Origin of the sequence: Enterobacter cloacae complex sp. 2021EL-01169 (genome assembly GCF_020733125.1) — a bacterium.
GTDB classification, from domain to species: domain Bacteria; phylum Pseudomonadota; class Gammaproteobacteria; order Enterobacterales; family Enterobacteriaceae; genus Enterobacter; species Enterobacter roggenkampii.
The window spans coordinates 174,757-193,277 of sequence record NZ_JAJFTC010000005.1; the positions used below are offsets into that span (position 1 = coordinate 174,757).

Sequence of the window (18,521 nt, forward strand, 5' to 3'; positions counted from 1 at the left end):
GCGGAAAGATACATTCTCGTTACGAATCTATCAGTGATCGCGATCCCAAATGCAATAATCCACTTATGATGTGGGCATCTTTAGACCATTTATCTGTTAAAAAAACATCAAAGAGAATTTACGCGCGCGAAGGCTACCACCAACGACATGTGCGCTGAAAGACTGGCCCTTGATATAGGTGTCTTTCGCTGTAAAGAAATGGGTTTTTAGTATTTTCTGGCAGGTAATTTGGATTAAGGCTGATAATTTACGGTTGAAAAATACAGGTAATCGTTTGCGTTTGTGGCGATTTTGTAAAAGATATAAGTGATGCCTATGAATTACATCAGGAATAAAAAAAGCCGGAACGCGCGACAGGGCGACCCGGCTTTGATGAGATGCCGCTAAGCGTTATGTGCAGATTTCGTAGCAAGGAATATAGGCGGAGCCTGGCAGCTTCATGCGGTGCTGGGCGACAAAGCCCTGCAGCATGTCATCCATGCGGCGCATCATCTCCGGGTCGCCGTGGATCTTGTACGGACCGTACTGCTCAATGGCGCGGATACCGACCTCTTTGACGTTGCCCGCCACAATCCCGGAGAAGGCGCGACGCAGATCGGCGGCCAGGACTTCCACCGGCTGGTCCGGGTAGAGTTTCAGGTTCGCCATGTTCTCGTGTGAAGGCTCGAACGGGATCTGCAGGTCCGGCGCAATGCGGATTGACCAGTTAAAGCTGTAGGCATCCCCGGTATCGCGACGGTTCTCCTTCACCAGCGGCATCGCTTTTTTCATCTGGCGCGCCACTTCCGCAGCATCGTCGATGATGATGCGATAGTGACGACGCGCGGCTTCACCCAGCGTGTGTACGATAAACTCGTCCAGCACGCGGAAGTAGTCGGCGCTCTCTTTTGGTCCGGTCAGGATCAGCGGCAGGACCTGATCTTTGTTGGCCGGGTTCATCAGAATACCCAGCAGATAGAGCAGCTCTTCCGCTGTCCCCACGCCGCCCGGGAAGATGATGATGCCGTGGGCGATACGAACAAACGCTTCAAGACGTTTTTCGATATCCGGCATGATAATCAGCTCGTTAACCAGCGGGTTAGGTGGCTCAGCGGCGATGATGGACGGCTCGGTCATGCCGATAAACCGTCCCTCTTTGTAGCGTTGCTGCGCGTGACCCACTGCGGCACCTTTCATTGGCGCTTCCATCGCACCCGGACCACATCCGGTACAGATATTCAGCTCGCGCAGGCCAAGCTGGGTGCCCACCCGACGCGCATAAAGGTATTCGGTTTCGTTAATGGAGTGACCGCCCCAGCAGACGACCATGTTCGGCGCTTCACCCACGTGCAGGGCACGGGCGTTGCGCAAAATAGAGAACACCAGGTTGGTGATATGGACCGAACTTTCCAGGTCGAGATGCTGGAAGCGGCCTGCGTTGTGGATCTGCCCGTTAACAAACAGGATGTCACGCAGCACCGCAAACAGGTTAGCCTGAAGTGAACGGATGATGCGTCCGTCGACGAATGCCTCTTCCGGCGGGTTGATGACTTCAAGCTTCACGCCGCGCTCGCGGCGCAGCACGTTGATATCAAAGCTTTCGAAGCGGGACAGCAGTTCTTTACTGTTATCTGTCAGGCTTCCGGAGTTCAGAACGGCAAGTGAACAGTTACGAAACAGTTGATAAAGATCGCTGCTGGCCGTGCGTTTAAGCATGTCCACTTCCAGCTGCGACAACATATCCATTGAGCCAAGCGGGCTAATATGTGTAATCAAGTGAGCTCCTTACGGGACGATTATCGTCTTTCCCTGTTGATTACAATAGCCCTGCCGCGTGACGTTTCACAACCTAAAGCGCGGAAGATACCGCGCATATTGTGAAAATATTTATATTACTGACGCACCAGCCGGCCCGTCGCAGGCACAAAATCGGTGTTGGTACGCCACGGGTTGATGTCCAGGCCGCCGCGGCGGGTGTAGCGCGCGTAAACGCTCAATTTTTCTGGCTGGCAGAAGCGTTGGATATCGCTAAAGATGCGCTCCACGCACTGCTCGTGGAATTCATTGTGATGGCGGAACGACACCAGGTAGCGCAGCAGCTTTTCCCGGTCGATTTTTGGCCCGCGATACTGGATCTGCACCGAGCCCCAGTCCGGCTGGTGGGTAATCAGGCAGTTGGATTTCAGCAGATGGCTCACCAGCGTCTCTTCAACCACCTTGCCGCTCGCCGCGTTTTCGAGGTAATCGGCGCTGAATTCATAATTCTCCACCTCGATATCCTGATCGTCGATGCAGGTCCCGTTGAAGTGGGCGACTGGCTGGCCTTCCAGCTCGTGCAGGCGATACAGTGATACGCTCACCTTTCCCTGCGCGCAGGCGCTTAAATCACGTTCCAGGGTGCGCTGAACGTCGTCCCAGCTGTTGAATTTGGTCTGGTTAAAACTGTTGAGATAGAGCTTAAAGCTTTTGGACTCGACGAGATTCACGCTGGCATAGTCCAGCTCAACGTGTCCCACCGCCACCTGCGGCAGGCCGCGCGCGTTGAGCCACGAGAGTTCGTACAGCGTCCAGATATCGCCACCCACGAACGGCAGCGCGTCCGCGTGCAGTCCCAGAGGGTCGCGGTTCAGGCTACGCGGCACGCCCTGCAGCAGGCTTGCATCGTAGGTATCGCGGTAATCGGTCGATTTACCCAGCGTTAAGCCGGTTAACGCCTGATGATTTTCGTAAGACATGTTTCATAGCCACTTTACAGGTACACTTATGGCCTGAGTTTATCCTGTCTGACAAGAAGAGAGAAATCGGTGGACATCGAAACTGCAAATGCCCTCACTACCTTCACGACCCGCTACTGCGACGTATGGCATGAAAAGCAGGGCACGTGGCCGCAAAGTGCTGATTTATATGGCGTCCCTTCGCCGTGCATTATCTCTTCGCTTGAGGATTACGTGATCTGGCAGCCGAAGCCGAATAACGGTGAGCAGAATGTAAATGCGGTTGAACGGGCAATGGACATTGTGGTACAACCAGCGGTTCATGCGTTTTATGCCACGCAGTTTGCAGGGGATATGCCCGCGCGCTTTGCGGACATGACGCTGACGCTGTTGCAGACCTGGAGCGAAGACGATCTGCAGCGTGTTCAGGAAAACCTGATTGGTCATCTGGTCACGCAAAAACGTCTTAAGCTTTCTCCGACGCTCTTTATTGCCACGCTGGACAGCGAGCTGGACGTTATCTCCGTCTGTAACCTGTCAGGCGAAGTGATTAAAGAGACTATCGGTACCTGCAATCGCGAGACTCTCGCCCCTTCTCTTGCGGATTTCCTCACCCGACTTGAGCCCCTTCTGTAATCCATGCTGCTACAGCGCGTGTGAGAGATCTCTTACAAGGTTTGTGAGAGATCGCTGGAACATTCAGTATTACCTCATTAAATTCAGATTAATATCACTCTATTTTTCAACGAATTAGTTGTTCCTCCTATTATTTTTAGGGAGTCCCCGCGTCTTACAACTCTGGCTGAGTGGGTTGTAAGACGAAGCGGAATAGCGGATTCTATCTCCGTCGACAGGAAGCCGACACGAGAAACGAACATCAGGATGATGGCGTTTCTCACACAGGACTCGTCAGGATGGCGCAGCAGGAAGGCTTCTGGATGAAGCGAAGTGGATAACGCAGGATGCGTAAGGGACACCTCCAGGAAGGAGAACGAGAGCCGGTCAGGATGGTCGGTGGGTCAGGAAGGCCAGGACGTTTCAGGATGAAACAAACACGTCAGGAAGATGTGTGCAGGATGCGAAAGGTAGACGGATGACCAGGCCTTCGGGCTTCAGGAAAAGTTGTCACGGATGAGCAGGGAGCACGAATTGTAGCTGGAATGCTGCGGAACGAACCGGGAGCACTGTTTTTACAGTGCTCCCTTTTTTTATTTCTGCCTTTCGCAATGCTATGCTGCGCGCCGTTCACATTTTCAGTTGAGGTTACTATGACGCAACACGATAGCGTTCGTGCTCAGTTGCACGCCATCGAAGCCCTTTTGCGCCAACATCAGCTGTGGCAGGAGACCGCGCCGCAGCCAGAAGCGTTCGCCAGCACCCAGCCCTTTTGCCTGGATACGCTGGCCCCTTTCGAGTGGCTGCAGTGGGTGTTAATTCCGCGCATGCACGCCCTGCTTGAGGGGGGGCACCCCTTACCCCAGGCGTTTGCTGTCTCTCCCTATTATGAAATGGCGCTCGACGCGACGCACCCTGCGCGCGACGTCATGCTGGTCGAACTGGAAAAACTGGATGCCCTGTTTGCCGGTGAAGATGCATGACGCTTGAGATCCTCTATCAGGACGAGTGGCTGGTGGCGGTGAATAAACCGTCAGGCTGGCTGGTGCACCGCAGCTGGCTGGATCGCGATGAGAAAGTGGTGGTGATGCAGACCGTTCGCGACCAGATTGGTCAGCATGTGTTTACCGCCCATCGCCTCGACAGGCCGACCTCCGGCGTGCTGCTGATGGGGCTTTCCAGCGAAGCTGGCCGTCTGCTGGCCCAGCAGTTCGAACAGCACCAGATCCAGAAGCGCTACCACGCGATCGTGCGTGGCTGGCTGACCGAGTCCGCCACTCTGGATTATCCGCTGGTGGAGGAGCTGGACAAAATCGGCGATAAATTTGCCCGGGATGACAAAGGCCCGCAGCCGGCCGTGACGGATTATCGCGGCATGGCAACCACGGAAATGCCGGTGGCCACCAGCAAATTTCCGACCACACGCTACAGCCTGGTCGAGCTTCTGCCGAAAACCGGGCGCAAGCACCAGCTGCGACGCCATCTGGCGCATCTGCGCCACCCGATTATTGGCGACAGCAAACACGGTGATTTGCGCCAGAACCGCAGCGCGGCCGAACACTTTGGCTGCCATCGTCTGATGTTACACGCAAGCGAGCTGAACTTGATGCACCCGTTTACCGGCGAGCCGCTGACTATCCGCGCGGGGCTGGACGACGTCTGGATGCAGGCGCTGTCACAGTTTGGCTGGCTGGGACAACTCCCCGAAAATGAAAGGGTTGAGTTTGTATCGGGCAACGTTCAGGATAAAGAGTAAGCGCATTCACTATGGGAAAATAGCATGGCTGAAGTAGGCATTTTTGTCGGCACAATGTACGGCAACTCGCTGCTGGTCGCGGAAGAGGCGGAGGCGATTCTGGCAAGCCAGGGTCATAAAGCCACGGTCTATGAAGACCCGGAGCTGGCGGACTGGGAAAAGTATAAAGATAAATACATTCTGGTGGTGACCTCCACTACCGGGCAGGGCGATCTGCCGGACAGCATCGTGCCGCTGTTCCAGGGCATTAAAGACCAGCTTGGCTATCAGCCAGACGTTCACTACGGCATCATCGCCCTCGGCGACAGCGCTTACGCCAACTTCTGCGGCGGCGGCAAGCAGTTCGATGCGCTGTTGCAGGAGCAGAGCGCCCAGCGCGTCGGCGAGATGCTGCTGATTGATGCGGGTGAGCACCCGGAGCCAGAAAGCGAATCAAACCCGTGGGTGGAGAACTGGGCCTCACTTCTCAAATAACACTCTGCCCGGCGGCGCTTCGCTTGCGCGGGCCTGCGGGTTTTACAGGCCGGGTCAGGCGTAGCCGCCACCCGGCATCACACTCCGCACCAAACGCCATTTCCGTGAACCACCTTCCACTCCTCTGGGCTTATGCCCTAAACAACCTCCCTCACGCCCTTTAATACTGTGTTTTTGCACGGTGAGGTGAAGAGGCACTCCTTCATATACTTTTCCGGTCACGATAAAACGGCTTCAGGCCGTACCAAAACGACAAAAACCAATCTCATTCTGCTTACCCTACCGGTGCTGTACAGAATGAACCAGGCGAAAGCTATGTTTCAGGAGTGCAACAATGAGTTCATTAAGCCACGCAGCGAGCAGCGCTGAAAAGCGCACCAATGCCCGCTACTGGATAGTGGTGATGCTGTTTATCGTCACGTCCTTTAACTATGGTGACCGCGCCACGCTGTCGATTGCCGGCTCGGAAATGGCAAAAGATATCGGCCTTGATCCCGTGGGCATGGGTTACGTTTTCTCCGCCTTCTCGTGGGCCTACGTCATCGGGCAAATTCCTGGCGGCTGGCTGCTCGACCGCTTTGGCTCGAAACGGGTCTACTTCTGGTCCATCTTCATCTGGTCTGCCTTTACTCTGCTGCAGGGCTTCGTCGATATCTTCAGCGGCTTCGGCATTATCGTCGCGCTCTTCACGCTGCGCTTCCTGGTGGGCTTAGCGGAAGCGCCTTCCTTCCCGGGCAACAGCCGCATTGTGGCGGCCTGGTTCCCGGCGCAGGAGAGGGGAACGGCGGTGGCGATTTTCAACTCCGCACAGTACTTCGCGACGGTGATCTTTGCGCCCATTATGGGCTGGCTAACCCATGAGGTGGGCTGGTCGCACGTGTTCTTCTTTATGGGCGGACTCGGGATCGTCATCAGCTTTATCTGGCTCAAAGTGATCCACGAACCCAACCAGCACCCTGGCGTAAACAAAAAAGAGCTGGAGTACATCGCTGAAGGCGGCGCGCTGATCAACATGGATCAGAAATCCTCGACGGCGAAAGTGCCGTTCAGCCAGAAATGGGCGCAGATCAGGCAGCTTGTCGGATCGCGCATGATGATCGGGATCTATCTGGGCCAGTACTGTATCAACGCCTTGACCTACTTTTTCATCACCTGGTTCCCGGTGTACCTGGTGCAGGCACGCGGCATGTCGATTCTGAAAGCGGGGTTTGTTGCCTCGGTCCCGGCCATCTGTGGCTTCGTGGGGGGCGTGCTCGGCGGGGTGATTTCCGACTGGCTGATGCGCCGCACGGGTTCACTGAACATCGCGCGTAAAACGCCCATCGTGCTCGGCATGCTGCTCTCCATGACCATGGTGTTCTGTAACTACGTCAATGCCGAGTGGATGATTATCGGCTTTATGGCGATGGCCTTCTTCGGCAAAGGCATTGGCGCGCTGGGCTGGGCGGTAATGGCGGATACGGCCCCGAAAGAGATCAGCGGCCTGAGCGGCGGTCTGTTCAACATGTTCGGCAACATCTCCGGGATTGTGACGCCCATCGCTATCGGCTACATCGTCGGAACCACCGGCTCGTTCAACGGTGCGCTAATCTACGTGGGTGTGCATGCGCTGGTGGCGGTCCTGAGTTACCTGGTGCTGGTGGGGGATATCAAACGCGTCGAACTTAAACCTGTTGCGGAGCGTGGCTGATGACAACGCAATTGAGCCCAACCGTCACCGAGATGAAGGTCATCCCGGTGGCCGGACAGGACAGCATGCTGCTCAATATTGGCGGCGCCCATAACGCCTGGTTTACCCGTAATATCGTCGTGCTAAAAGACAGCGCAGGGAATACCGGCGTGGGCGAGGCCCCTGGCGGAGAGGTGATTTACCAGACGCTGGTCGATGCCATTCCGCTGGTGGTGGGGCAGGAGATTGCCCGTCTGAACAAGGTGGTTCAGCGGGTGCATAAAGGCAACCAGTCGGCAGACTTTGAGACGTTCGGTAAAGGTGCCTGGACGTTTGAACTGCGCGTCAATGCGGTCGCCGCCCTGGAAGCGGCTCTGCTTGATTTACTGGGTAAGGCGCTCAATGTCCCGGTCTGCGAACTGCTGGGGCCCGGCAAACAGCGCGATGCGGTCACCGTGCTGGGCTATCTGTTCTACATTGGCGATCGCAATAAAACCGATCTCCCCTATCTGGCTCGATCCACGGGCGATCACGACTGGTATCGCCTGCGCCACCAGGAAGCGCTCTCCAGCGACGCGGTGGTGCGGCTGGCCGAGGCGGCGCAGGATCGCTACGGCTTTAAGGATTTCAAGCTGAAGGGCGGCGTGCTGCCCGGCGAGCAGGAGATTGAAACGGCTCGGGCGCTGAAAAAGCGCTTCCCGGATGCGCGGATCACCGTTGACCCAAACGGTGCATGGCTGCTGGATGAAGCCATTAGCCTGTGCAAAGAGCAGGGGGATGTCCTGACCTATGCGGAAGATCCCTGCGGCGCGGAACAGGGCTTCTCGGGCCGCGAAGTCATGGCCGAGTTCCGTCGGGCCACCGGGCTGCCTGTCGCGACCAATATGATCGCCACCAACTGGCGCGAAATGGGTCATGCGGTGATGCTGAACGCCGTGGACATTCCGCTGGCGGATCCGCACTTCTGGACGCTCTCAGGCGCGGTCCGCGTGGCGCAGCTGTGCGATGACTGGGGACTCACCTGGGGCTGTCATTCTAACAATCACTTTGATATTTCGCTGGCGATGTTTACCCACGTTGGCGCCGCTGCGCCGGGTAACCCGACCGCCATCGACACGCACTGGATTTGGCAGGAAGGCGAAGCCCGCCTGACGAAAAATCCGCTGGAAATCATCAATGGCAAGATTGCCGTACCGGATGCGCCGGGCCTGGGCGTGGAGCTGGACTGGGATCGGATCCATAAAGCCCATGAGGCGTATAAAAAATTGCCGGGCGGCGCGCGAAACGATGCGGGCCCGATGCAGTACCTTATTCCCGGCTGGACATTTGACCGTAAGCGCCCTGTTTTCGGACGTCACTGATAAAAGGATTACACGATGAGTACTTTTACGACCCCTGTCGTCACTTCCATGCAAATCATTCCGGTTGCGGGCCATGACAGCATGCTGATGAACCTGAGCGGCGCGCACGCGCCGTTCTTCACGCGCAACATTGTCATCATCAAAGACAATGCTGGCCATACGGGCGTGGGCGAAATTCCGGGCGGGGAGAAGATCCGCAAAACGCTGGAGGACGCCATTCCGCTGGTGGTGGGCAAAACGCTGGGTGAGTACAAAAATGTCCTGAACACCGTGCGCAACACCTTTGCCGATCGCGATGCCGGGGGCCGGGGTCTGCAGACCTTCGATCTGCGCACCACTATCCACGTGGTGACCGGCATTGAAGCCGCGATGCTGGATCTGCTGGGCCAGCATCTGGGCGTTAACGTTGCGTCGCTGCTGGGCGAGGGGCAGCAGCGCAGCGAAGTGGAAATGCTGGGCTATCTGTTCTTTGTCGGCGACCGCAAGCTGACGCCACTGCCGTATCAGAGCCAGCCTGATGAACAATGCGACTGGTACCGGCTTCGCCACGACGAGGCAATGACCCCGGATGCGGTGGTGCGCCTGGCGGAAGCGGCATACGAAAAATATGGCTTCAACGATTTCAAACTGAAGGGCGGCGTGCTGGCCGGGGAAGAAGAGGCGGAAGCCGTCACCGCGCTGGCAAAACGTTTCCCGCAGGCGCGCGTGACGCTCGATCCGAACGGGGCCTGGTCCCTTGATGAAGCGATTGCGATCGGCAAGCAGCTGAAAGGCGTGCTGGCCTACGCGGAGGACCCGTGCGGGGCTGAGCAAGGCTTCTCTGGCCGTGAAGTGATGGCGGAATTCCGTCGCGCTACGGGGCTGCCGACCGCGACCAATATGATTGCGACCGACTGGCGTCAGATGGGACACACCTTATCCCTCCAGTCAGTCGATATTCCGCTGGCTGACCCGCACTTCTGGACGATGCAGGGTTCGGTGCGCGTGGCGCAGATGTGCCATGAGTTTGGCCTGACCTGGGGTTCGCACTCCAACAACCACTTCGATATCTCGCTGGCGATGTTCACGCACGTCGCCGCCGCTGCGCCGGGCTCGATCACTGCTATCGACACCCACTGGATCTGGCAGGAAGGTAATCAGCGTCTCACTAAGCAGCCGTTTGAGATCAAAGGTGGCATGGTGCAGGTGCCTTCTACGCCGGGGCTGGGGGTTGAGCTGGATATGGATCAGGTCATGAAGGCCCATGAGCTGTATCAGAAACACGGTCTGGGCGCGCGCGACGATGCGATGGCGATGCAGTATCTGATCCCTGACTGGACATTCGACAATAAACGCCCGTGCATGGTACGATAAACGCATTGGGACCGCTCCCATGAGCGGTCTTTTACGTGGTGTATGCTTAACGTAACGACTATGCGTAAGGATGGCTTATGAAAATTGTTATCGCACCGGACTCGTATAAGGAAAGTTTGAGTGCGCTTGAGGTTGCGACAGCGATAGAACGTGGTTTTCGCGAGATCTTTCCCGAGGCGGTTTACGTGAAGCTGCCGGTCGCGGACGGTGGCGAAGGGACGGTTGAGGCGATGATCGCGGCAACGCAGGGAAGCATTGTGCATGTTCCGGTGACCGGCCCGCTGGGCGAGCGCGTGGAGGGGTTCTATGGCTTGTCCGGAGATAAGCAGAGCGCCTTTATTGAAATGGCGGCGGCAAGCGGCCTGGAGCGGGTTGCGCCTTCGCAGCGTAATCCGCTGAAAACCACCTCCTGGGGCACGGGCGAACTGATTCGTCACGCGCTGGATGTGGGCGTTAAGCATATTATTATTGGCATTGGCGGCAGCGCTACCAACGACGGCGGCGCAGGGATGGTGCAGGCGCTGGGGGCGAAGCTGCTGGACGACAATGAACAGCCTCTTGGGCAGGGCGGGGGCGAGCTGGGAAAACTCGCGCGTATCGACCTGAGCGGGCTGGACAAGCGTCTGGTGGAATGCCGGATTGAGGTGGCCTGCGATGTAACCAATCCGCTTACCGGGAAGGATGGCGCGTCAGCGGTATTCGGCCCGCAGAAGGGCGCCACTCCCGAGATGATCGTCACCCTGGACAACGCGCTTGCGCACTATGCAAGCGTGATTGCCCGGGACCTGGATATCGACGTGCTGAACCTTGCTGGCGGCGGCGCGGCGGGGGGAATGGGCGCGGCGCTCTACGCCTTTTGCGGCGCGCAGCTGCGCCAGGGCATTGAGATCGTGACCGATGCGCTACACCTGGCCGACCAGGTGGCCGATGCGGATCTGGTGATCACGGGGGAAGGCCGCATTGACAGCCAGACGATCCACGGCAAAGTCCCGGTGGGGGTGGCGAAGGTGGCAAAACGCTTTAACAAACCCGTTATTGGCATTGCAGGCAGCCTGACGGCGGACGTTGGCGTGGTACACGATCACGGCATTGATGCCGTGTTTAGCGTGATTTACACCATCTGCACGCTGGAAGACGCGCTGGAAAATGCCGGCGAGAACGTCAGGATGGCCGCAAGGAATATCGCGGCGGTGCTGAAAGTGGGGCAGGCATTTTAGCTGTGATTGCCGGGTGGCGGCTTCGCCTTACCCGGCCTACGTTAGTGCACCTGTAGGCCCGGCAAGCGTAGCGCCACCGGGCTTTTACCTCAGCTCCCCAACACCTTCATCGCTTCCCGCGTCACGTTATCCATTTCATCCAGCAGCTCCAGGAACTCCGGTTCAAGCTCCGATTCCGGCGTACCGGCACGCAGCTGTTGCTCCAGAAGCTGACAGAGGTTTTTCAGCCGCGGTACGCCGCTGTACCCGCAGCTGCCGTGCAGCTTGTGGATTGCGTCCAGCAGATCTTCCGGGTTTTCACCCACCAGCTGCTCTTCCACCTTGTTGCGAATTTCCGGCAGAAACGCGACCAGCATTTGCAGCATGTCGCGGGCCAAATCGGGTTTACCTGCCGCCTGGCGCAGCGCGAGCTGCCAGTCAAAGGTGGCGTTCTGATTAACGCTTATCTCAGCCTGCTCGCTGGAAACCGTGTACGTTCCGCCAATATGACCCGGCTTGTAGCGCAACAGCAGGCTATGAAGTTTCTCTTCATCGATGGGCTTTGCCAGATAGTCATTCATCCCGGCGCTCAGCAGCTTCTCCTTCTGGCCCGCCATCGCGTGCGCGGTGACAGCAATAACCGGCGTTTGCTGCTGATGCGGCAACTGGTGGATCAGCTCGCAGGCCCGAATGCCGTCCATACCCGGCATCTGAATATCCATCAGGATTAAATCGAACTGCATCTGCTTAGCCTGTTCAACCGCCTGCGCGCCGCTGGTGCACAGCTCCACATGCTGAACCTGGTCCTCAAGCAATGCGCCAATGAGCTTCAGGTTGGCCGGATTATCATCCACCGCCATCACGCTCATCGGCAATTTTTGCTCATCGTTAATCAGCGGAAGGGCATGCTGGCTAAGACGGCAATATTCCGTGAGGGCTGGCAGCAAACGGGTTGCGGTCAGTGGTTTCAAAAGGCACGCGGCCGCGCCGTCGTTTTTCAGTTCTTCCGCGTTGAGCTGCCCATGGCACGGTAGCGCCAGCAGCAGGTAGTCGGTCATCGACGCGGCTTTCGCCAGGCGCTCCTGCTGCATGGTCAACTCGCCGGTGAAGGTGACCGGAATGCCCATCAGCAGAATATCGTAATGCTCTACGGCAAGCGCCGAGAAGGTGGGGCTGTAGACCACCTCCAGCGGCGTGGTGCTTAAGATGTCGAGCGTACACTGCGCCGCCGCAGCGTTAGGCTCAACGTAGGCCAGACGCTTGCCTTTCAGGCAGTCCGTCACCGGGCCATCGGTCAGCACGTTCGGATTAAGGTCCAGATTAATGTGGAACCAGAAGGTTGAACCGCGGTTTGGCTGGCTGTGGAAAGAGATATCGCCGCCCATCTCGTTCACCAGACGCTGGGTGATCACCAGCCCCAGACCGGTACCGCCATGACGGCGGGAGATGCTGGCGTCCGCCTGACGGAACGCCTGGAACAGACGCGACTGGTCGCGCTCCGGAATACCGATGCCGGTATCGCGGATCTGGACTTCAATCTGGACCTTATTGCTGCTGATCGAGCGTTTCTCTACCAGGATGTCGATATTACCGCTTTCGGTGAACTTAATGGCATTCCCGACAAGGTTGGTTATGACCTGCTGCAGGCGCAGCGGATCGCCAATAACGTTATCCGGCACGTCGTTTTTAATATTAAGCGTCAGCTCCAGGCCTTTGTCGTGCGACGAGTGCGCGAGCAGCGTCACCACTTCATCCAGCGTGCTGCGCAGCGGGAAGGGGATACTCTCGAGGATTAGCTTGCCCGCTTCCAGCTTGGAGAAGTCCAGCACGTCGTTAATGATCGCCAGCAGGTTGTTGGCCGAGCGTTCAATGGTGTGCAGGTGATCCCGCTGAGTGGGGTTGAGCTCGCTTTTCAGGGTCAGACGGGTAAAGCCGATCACGCCATTGAGCGGCGTGCGCAGCTCGTGCGACATATTGGCAAGGAATTCCGATTTAATACGCGCCGCTTCCTGAGCGCGCTTTTTCGCCAGATCCAGCTCAACGTTCTGGATCTCCATCTGCTCCAGCGTTTCGCGCAGGTCGGACGTCGCCTGGTCAACGTTGTGCTGCATCTCTTCGTGATACGCCGCCAGCGACATCGCCATCGAGTTGATGCCGTTTTTCAGCATATCCAGCTCGCCCAGCATAAACCCTTCCACACGGCTGTCGAGCTGTCCCCGGCGAATGCGGTCAACCGTGTTAACCATGTTGCGGATGGGACCCGTCACGTCGCGCATCAGGCGCCAGCCGAAGATCAGCGCAATGCCGATGCAGAACAGCATCATCACGCCGGAAATGAAGATCTCTTTGTACTGCTGTAGCCGGACCGACTTGAGATCCAGCTCCAGCGCCACATATCCCAGCATATTATTGCTGGATTTGGCGTCGGACTGTGCAGACTCATCGGGGGAATAGCTTTCCGACACGATCGGCGTGCGCAGGATCATGATATCGCCGCGCCGCAATACGGTGAGGTGGCGCGGGAACGGCGTACCGTCCGGGATTTTCAGTGCTGCCGGATCGAGATGAAAGTTTGAGGTCACAAACAGGCGGTTATGTTCGTCGTAAACGGAAATGGCGCGTACGATGTCCGAGTGACGACGGTGGAGTACGCTGATTAACTGCCCAATGGATTCGCGGTTTTGCAGGTTCATGCCGTACTCGCTGGAGACGGCAAGCGGTTCGATAATGCTGGCGCCTGCATCTTCCAGCTGTCGCTGCAAATCGTTATAGCGGTGCACCACAAAGAAGATACTCAGCAGCAAACCGATGAGAACGGTGGGGGCGAGGATCAAAATCATCATGCGCGCGCGCAGGCTGTAGTTGGTCATGGCGTTCCGTTATGGGACAATTAAGATAATTATGGTTATGTGAGAAAAATCTCGGCGATGGCGCAATTCTACTCTGCAAAGCGACGCGTGACGACGCGTCAAATCATCACTGTTGAGGCCACGGAACTCGATCCGTTTGGCCAGGGAGTGGCACGCCACAATGGTAAGGCTCTGTTTATAACAGGTTTACTGCCAGCAGAACGAGCAGAAATTACGCTAACGGAAGATAAACGCCAGTTTGCGCGCGGGCAGGTAAAGCGTCGCCTCAACGATAGCCCGGAGCGTGTGGCACCCCGCTGCCCCCATTTTGGCGTGTGCGGCGGCTGCCAGCAACAGCATGCGAGCACAGAATTACAGCAAAAAAGCAAAAGCAACGCGCTGGCGCGTCTGCTCAAACATGACGTTAACGAAATTGTTGCGGATGAGCCCTGGGGCTATCGTCGTCGCGCGCGCCTGAGCCTCAGCTATCAGCCAAAAACGGAGCGGCTGGAGATGGGGTTTCGCAAGGCCGGCTCCAGCGACATCGTTGACGTGAAGCGGTGCCCCATTTTGGTGCCCCATCTTGAGGCATTGCTTCCGGAAGTGCGCATCTGCCTCTCCGGGCTGGACGGCGTACGCCATCTTGGGCACGTCGAACTGGTCATGGCAAACAATGGCCCGCTGATGGTGCTGCGTCATACCGCGCCGTTGTCGAAGAAAGATCGCGAAAAACTGGAACGCTTTTCGCATTCCCACGACCTGGCGCTTTTCCTTGCACCACAAAGCGAGATACTTGAACAGGTTACCGGTGAGGCGCCCTGGTATGCGTCAAACGGGCTACGCTTAACGTTCAGCCCGCGGGATTTCATTCAGGTGAATGATGGCGTTAATCAGCAGATGGTGGCGAAAGCGCTGGCGTGGCTGGACGTTCAGAAAAGCGACCGGGTGCTCGATCTGTTCTGCGGAATGGGCAACTTCACGCTGCCGCTAGCGCGAGAAGCGGCCAGCGTCGTCGGCGTGGAAGGCGTTGAGGCGCTGGTGGCGAAAGGGCAGGAGAACGCGCGGCAGAACGGCTTGCAAAATGTGACATTCTTTCATCAAAATCTTGAGGACGATGTCACCCAACAACCGTGGGCAAAGCAGGGCTTTGATAAAATTTTGCTCGACCCGGCGCGTGCCGGTGCCCCGGGCGTGATGGCACATATTATTAAACTCGCGCCAAGGCGTGTGGTCTATGTTTCCTGTAACCCGGCAACGCTTGCCCGGGACAGCGAGGCACTGCTCAGCGCGGGTTACCAGATTCAGCGTCTGGCAATGCTGGACATGTTCCCGCACACTGGGCATCTGGAATCGATGGTGTTGTTCGAGCACATCTAATTTGTTTGGCTTGTCGACTTCGACAGGCCCTGGTCCCTAAAGGAGAGGACAATGGTTGCGGTAAGAAGTGCACATCTCAATAAAGCTGGGGAGTTTGACCCACAAAAATGGATCGCAAGTCTGGGAATTTCCAGCCAGCAGTCGTGTGAACGCTTAACCGAAACCTGGGCCTATTGTCTGCGCACCACGCAGGGGCTTCCCGACGCCGATCTTCTCCTGTGGCGCGGCGTGGAGATGGTTGAAATCCTGTCCATGCTGAACATGGACATCGAAACGCTGCAGGCCGCGCTGCTCTTCCCCCTCGCGGATGCGGACGTGGTCAGCGAAGACGTGCTGCGCGACAGCGTCGGAAAATCCGTCGTCGCGCTGATCCACGGTGTGCGCGATATGGCAGCCATTCGTCAGCTCAAAGCCGCGCATACGGATTCCGTCTCCTCAGAGCAGGTCGATAACGTTCGCCGGATGCTGCTGGCCATGGTGGATGATTTCCGCTGCGTGGTCATCAAGCTGGCCGAGCGTATTGCCCACCTGCGAGAGGTGAAGGATGCGCCGGAAGACGAGCGCGTGCTGGCCGCCAAAGAGTGTACAAACATCTATGCGCCGCTGGCGAACCGCTTAGGGATTGGTCAGCTGAAATGGGAGCTGGAAGATTACTGCTTCCGCTATCTGCACCCGGCGGAATACAAACGGATTGCCAAACTCCTGCACGAGCGCCGCATCGACCGCGAGCATTATATCGAGGAGTTTGTCGGCGGCCTGCGCCAGGCGATGAAAGAAGAGAACGTGCGCGCTGAAGTCTACGGTCGACCAAAGCACATCTACAGCATCTGGCGCAAGATGCAGAAGAAACACCTCGCCTTTGACGAGCTGTTTGACGTGCGCGCCGTGCGTATCGTGGCGGAGCGTCTGCAGGACTGCTACGCCGCGCTGGGGATAGTGCACACGCACTTCCGCCATCTGCCCGATGAGTTTGACGACTATGTCGCCAACCCCAAACCGAACGGCTATCAGTCAATCCATACCGTGGTGCTTGGCCCTGGCGGTAAAACGGTCGAGATTCAGATCCGCACCAAACAGATGCACGAGGACGCCGAGCTGGGCGTTGCCGCGCACTGGAAATACAAAGAAGGCACGTCCGGCGGGGCGCGTTCAGGCCACGAAGACCGCATTGCCTGGCTGCGTAAGCTGATTGCGTGGCAGGAAGAGATGGCCGATTCCGGCGAGATGCTCGACGAAGTGCGCAGCCAGGTCTTTGACGATCGCGTCTACGTCTTTACCCCGAAAGGGGACGTTGTCGACCTGCCGGCCGGCTCTACGCCGCTCGATTTTGCCTACCACATCCATAGCGATGTGGGGCACCGCTGCATCGGGGCGAAAATTGGCGGGCGTATCGTACCGTTCACCTATCAGCTGCAGATGGGCGACCAGATTGAAATCATTACCCAGAAGCAGCCGAACCCGAGCCGGGACTGGCTTAACCCGAACCTGGGGTATGTCACCACCAGCCGCGGGCGCTCGAAGATTCACGCCTGGTTCCGTAAACAGGATCGAGACAAGAATATCCTTGCCGGTCGCCAGATCCTTGACGACGAGCTGGAGCATATCGGGATCAGCCTGAAAGAGGCGGAGAAATTCCTGCTGCCGCGCTACAACTTCAACGAGCTTGATGAGCTGTTAGCGGCGATTGGCGGCGGTGATATTCGTCTGAATCAGATGGTGAACTTCCTGCAGGCGCAGTTCAATAAGCCAAGCGCGGAAGAGCAGGACGCGGCGGCGCTGAAGCAGCTGCAGCAGAAAACCTACGCGCCGCAGCAGCGCAGCAAAGACAACGGCCGCGTGGTGGTCGAAGGTGTCGGTAACCTGATGCACCACATTGCCCGCTGCTGTCAGCCAATCCCAGGCGACGATATCGTTGGCTTTATCACCCAGGGGCGCGGAATTTCGATTCACCGTTCCGACTGCGACCAGCTTGCCGAGCTGCAGTCCCATGCGCCGGAGCGCATCGTGGAAGCGGTCTGGGGCGAGAGCTACTCCGCCGGCTACTCGCTGGTGGTGCGCGTCACTGCCAACGACCGCAGCGGCCTGCTGCGCGACATCACGACCATTCTCGCCAACGAGAAGGTCAACGTGCTGGGCGTCGCCAGCCGCAGCGATACCCGCGAGCAGCTTGCCACCATCGATATGACCATCGAAATCTATAACCTGCAGGTGCTGGGCCGCGTGCTCGGCAAGCTGAACCAGGTGCCGGATGTGATTGACGCGCGTCGTCTGCACGGCGGCTAAACATCCTCTTCCGTAGGCCGGGTAAGGCAACGCCGCCACCCGGCATTTTTTCTTCAGGACAGAACTATGACTCAAATCGACCGCCTGCTCGGCATCATGAAACGCCTGCGCGACCCGGAAAACGGCTGCCCGTGGGACAAAGAGCAGACTTTCGCCACCATCGCCCCGTACACCCTTGAAGAGACCTACGAGGTGCTGGACGCCATTTCCCGTGAAGATTTTGACGACCTGCGCGGCGAGCTGGGCGATCTGCTTTTCCAGGTTGTGTTCTACGCGCAGATGGCGCAGGAAGAAGGGCGCTTTAACTTTGACGATATCTGCGCTGCCATCAGCGACAAGCTTGAGCGCCGCCATCCCCATATTTTCGGTGACGCTACCGCAGGAACCAGCACCGAAGTCCTGGCCCGCTGGGAGCAGATCAAAAGCGCCGAGCGGGCAGAAAAATCCCAGCACTCCGCGCTGGACGACATTCCGCTGAGCCTGCCCGCGCTGATGCGCGCGCACAAAATCCAGAAACGCTGCTCCGCCGTGGGGTTTGACTGGACCTCCCTCGGCCCGGTGCTGGATAAAGTGCACGAAGAGATTGACGAGGTGATGCACGAAGCGCAGCAGGCGGTGGTGGATGAAGCAAAGCTTGAGGAAGAGATGGGCGATCTGCTGTTTGCGACCGTCAACCTTTCTCGCCACCTGGGTGTAAAAGCGGAAACGGCGCTGCAAAAAGCCAACCTTAAGTTCGAACGCCGCTTTCGCGAAGTGGAGCGGATTGTCGCCTCGCGAGGCCTGGAAATGAGCGGTATTGACCTCGACGCGATGGAAGAAGTCTGGCAGGAAGTAAAGCGCCAGGAATCTGATCTCTAACGAAATTTTGCGATCAAGCGCAATTTGTGTGATTTTT

Annotated in this window: 14 protein-coding genes; 11 read left to right on the forward strand and 3 right to left on the reverse strand. The window is 57.6% G+C overall.

The annotated features are described in order from the left end of the window. Positions 1–390 precede the first annotated feature (390 nt). Both ppnN and queF read right to left on the reverse strand, forming a co-directional pair. Positions 391–1,755 carry a nucleotide 5'-monophosphate nucleosidase PpnN gene (ppnN, locus tag LLF79_RS15180; RefSeq protein WP_008499641.1) on the reverse strand — a complete coding sequence of 455 codons (1,365 nt, stop codon included), beginning with the start codon at positions 1,753–1,755 and terminating at the stop codon, positions 391–393. A 116-nt stretch (positions 1,756–1,871) separates the two neighbouring features. Continuing rightward, positions 1,872–2,714 carry an NADPH-dependent 7-cyano-7-deazaguanine reductase QueF gene (gene queF, locus LLF79_RS15185; protein ID WP_023294462.1) on the reverse strand — a complete coding sequence of 281 codons (843 nt, stop codon included), beginning with the start codon at positions 2,712–2,714 and terminating at the stop codon, positions 1,872–1,874. Positions 2,715–2,783: 69 nt separating this feature from the next. On the opposite strand from queF, the gene syd reads away from it, so the two are divergent. The 8 genes from syd to LLF79_RS15225 all read left to right on the forward strand — a co-directional run bounded on the left by syd (position 2,784) and on the right by LLF79_RS15225 (position 11,138). Then, complete coding sequence (gene syd, locus LLF79_RS15190) at positions 2,784–3,329, forward strand: SecY-interacting protein (protein ID WP_227879798.1); 546 nt, start codon at positions 2,784–2,786, stop codon at positions 3,327–3,329. A gap of 632 nt (positions 3,330–3,961) precedes the next feature. Next, on the forward strand, positions 3,962–4,291 hold the full coding sequence (locus LLF79_RS15195) for a YqcC family protein (RefSeq protein WP_023294461.1): 330 nt from the start codon (positions 3,962–3,964) through the stop codon (positions 4,289–4,291). Further along, entirely contained in the window at positions 4,288–5,064 is a 777-nt protein-coding gene (gene truC, locus LLF79_RS15200; protein ID WP_227879799.1) for a tRNA pseudouridine(65) synthase TruC, read from the forward strand. Before LLF79_RS15195 ends, truC begins: the two co-directional genes overlap by 4 nt. Before the next feature lie 24 nt (positions 5,065–5,088). Then, a complete protein-coding gene (locus LLF79_RS15205) occupies positions 5,089–5,538 on the forward strand; it encodes a flavodoxin (protein WP_023325989.1) in 450 nt (149 codons plus the stop codon). Positions 5,539–5,872: 334 nt separating this feature from the next. Then, positions 5,873–7,228 carry a galactarate/glucarate/glycerate transporter GudP gene (gene gudP, locus LLF79_RS15210; protein WP_032675441.1) on the forward strand — a complete coding sequence of 452 codons (1,356 nt, stop codon included), beginning with the start codon at positions 5,873–5,875 and terminating at the stop codon, positions 7,226–7,228. Next, positions 7,228–8,568 carry a glucarate dehydratase family protein gene (locus LLF79_RS15215; protein ID WP_227879800.1) on the forward strand — a complete coding sequence of 447 codons (1,341 nt, stop codon included), beginning with the start codon at positions 7,228–7,230 and terminating at the stop codon, positions 8,566–8,568. The genes gudP and LLF79_RS15215 overlap by 1 nt, the downstream gene beginning before the upstream one ends. Positions 8,569–8,583: 15 nt before the next feature. Further along, positions 8,584–9,921 carry a glucarate dehydratase gene (gudD, locus tag LLF79_RS15220; RefSeq protein WP_227879802.1) on the forward strand — a complete coding sequence of 446 codons (1,338 nt, stop codon included), beginning with the start codon at positions 8,584–8,586 and terminating at the stop codon, positions 9,919–9,921. A gap of 77 nt (positions 9,922–9,998) precedes the next feature. Continuing rightward, positions 9,999–11,138: a glycerate kinase gene (locus tag LLF79_RS15225; protein ID WP_063618213.1), complete on the forward strand. Its 1,140-nt coding sequence runs from the start codon at positions 9,999–10,001 to the stop codon at positions 11,136–11,138. Between the two features lie 89 nt (positions 11,139–11,227). Here the strand turns inward: LLF79_RS15225 and barA are convergent, their stop codons facing one another. Then, positions 11,228–13,987, reverse strand: coding sequence for a two-component sensor histidine kinase BarA (barA, locus tag LLF79_RS15230; protein WP_021241900.1), 2,760 nt, complete (start codon positions 13,985–13,987; stop codon positions 11,228–11,230). Positions 13,988–14,044: 57 nt separating this feature from the next. Between barA and rlmD the strand changes: the two genes are divergently transcribed. From rlmD to mazG, 3 genes are all read left to right on the forward strand, one after another. After that, positions 14,045–15,343 carry a 23S rRNA (uracil(1939)-C(5))-methyltransferase RlmD gene (gene rlmD / locus LLF79_RS15235; RefSeq protein WP_227879804.1) on the forward strand — a complete coding sequence of 433 codons (1,299 nt, stop codon included), beginning with the start codon at positions 14,045–14,047 and terminating at the stop codon, positions 15,341–15,343. 51 nt (positions 15,344–15,394) lie between these two features. Continuing rightward, the gene (relA, locus tag LLF79_RS15240; RefSeq protein ID WP_227879806.1) at positions 15,395–17,626 is read left to right on the forward strand and encodes a GTP diphosphokinase; all 2,232 of its coding nucleotides are present in this window, start codon (positions 15,395–15,397) and stop codon (positions 17,624–17,626) included. A 66-nt stretch (positions 17,627–17,692) separates the two neighbouring features. Further along, a complete protein-coding gene (mazG, locus tag LLF79_RS15245; protein ID WP_008499627.1) occupies positions 17,693–18,484 on the forward strand; it encodes a nucleoside triphosphate pyrophosphohydrolase in 792 nt (263 codons plus the stop codon). The last annotated feature ends 37 nt before the right edge of the window (positions 18,485–18,521 follow it).

What these genes read in the sequence shown, in the direction of transcription:
- queF (WP_023294462.1), bottom strand. Translation starts at nt 2,714, where the DNA reads ATGTCTTACGAAAATCATCAGGCGTTAACCGGCTTAACGCTGGGTAAA.
- LLF79_RS15195 (WP_023294461.1), top strand. Translation starts at nt 3,962, where the DNA reads ATGACGCAACACGATAGCGTTCGTGCTCAGTTGCACGCCATCGAAGCC.
- truC (WP_227879799.1), top strand. Translation starts at nt 4,288, where the DNA reads ATGACGCTTGAGATCCTCTATCAGGACGAGTGGCTGGTGGCGGTGAAT.
- LLF79_RS15205 (WP_023325989.1), top strand. Translation starts at nt 5,089, where the DNA reads ATGGCTGAAGTAGGCATTTTTGTCGGCACAATGTACGGCAACTCGCTG.
- gudP (WP_032675441.1), top strand. Translation starts at nt 5,873, where the DNA reads ATGAGTTCATTAAGCCACGCAGCGAGCAGCGCTGAAAAGCGCACCAAT.
- LLF79_RS15215 (WP_227879800.1), top strand. Translation starts at nt 7,228, where the DNA reads ATGACAACGCAATTGAGCCCAACCGTCACCGAGATGAAGGTCATCCCG.
- gudD (WP_227879802.1), top strand. Translation starts at nt 8,584, where the DNA reads ATGAGTACTTTTACGACCCCTGTCGTCACTTCCATGCAAATCATTCCG.
- LLF79_RS15225 (WP_063618213.1), top strand. Translation starts at nt 9,999, where the DNA reads ATGAAAATTGTTATCGCACCGGACTCGTATAAGGAAAGTTTGAGTGCG.
- barA (WP_021241900.1), bottom strand. Translation starts at nt 13,987, where the DNA reads ATGACCAACTACAGCCTGCGCGCGCGCATGATGATTTTGATCCTCGCC.
- rlmD (WP_227879804.1), top strand. Translation starts at nt 14,045, where the DNA reads ATGGCGCAATTCTACTCTGCAAAGCGACGCGTGACGACGCGTCAAATC.
- relA (WP_227879806.1), top strand. Translation starts at nt 15,395, where the DNA reads ATGGTTGCGGTAAGAAGTGCACATCTCAATAAAGCTGGGGAGTTTGAC.
- mazG (WP_008499627.1), top strand. Translation starts at nt 17,693, where the DNA reads ATGACTCAAATCGACCGCCTGCTCGGCATCATGAAACGCCTGCGCGAC.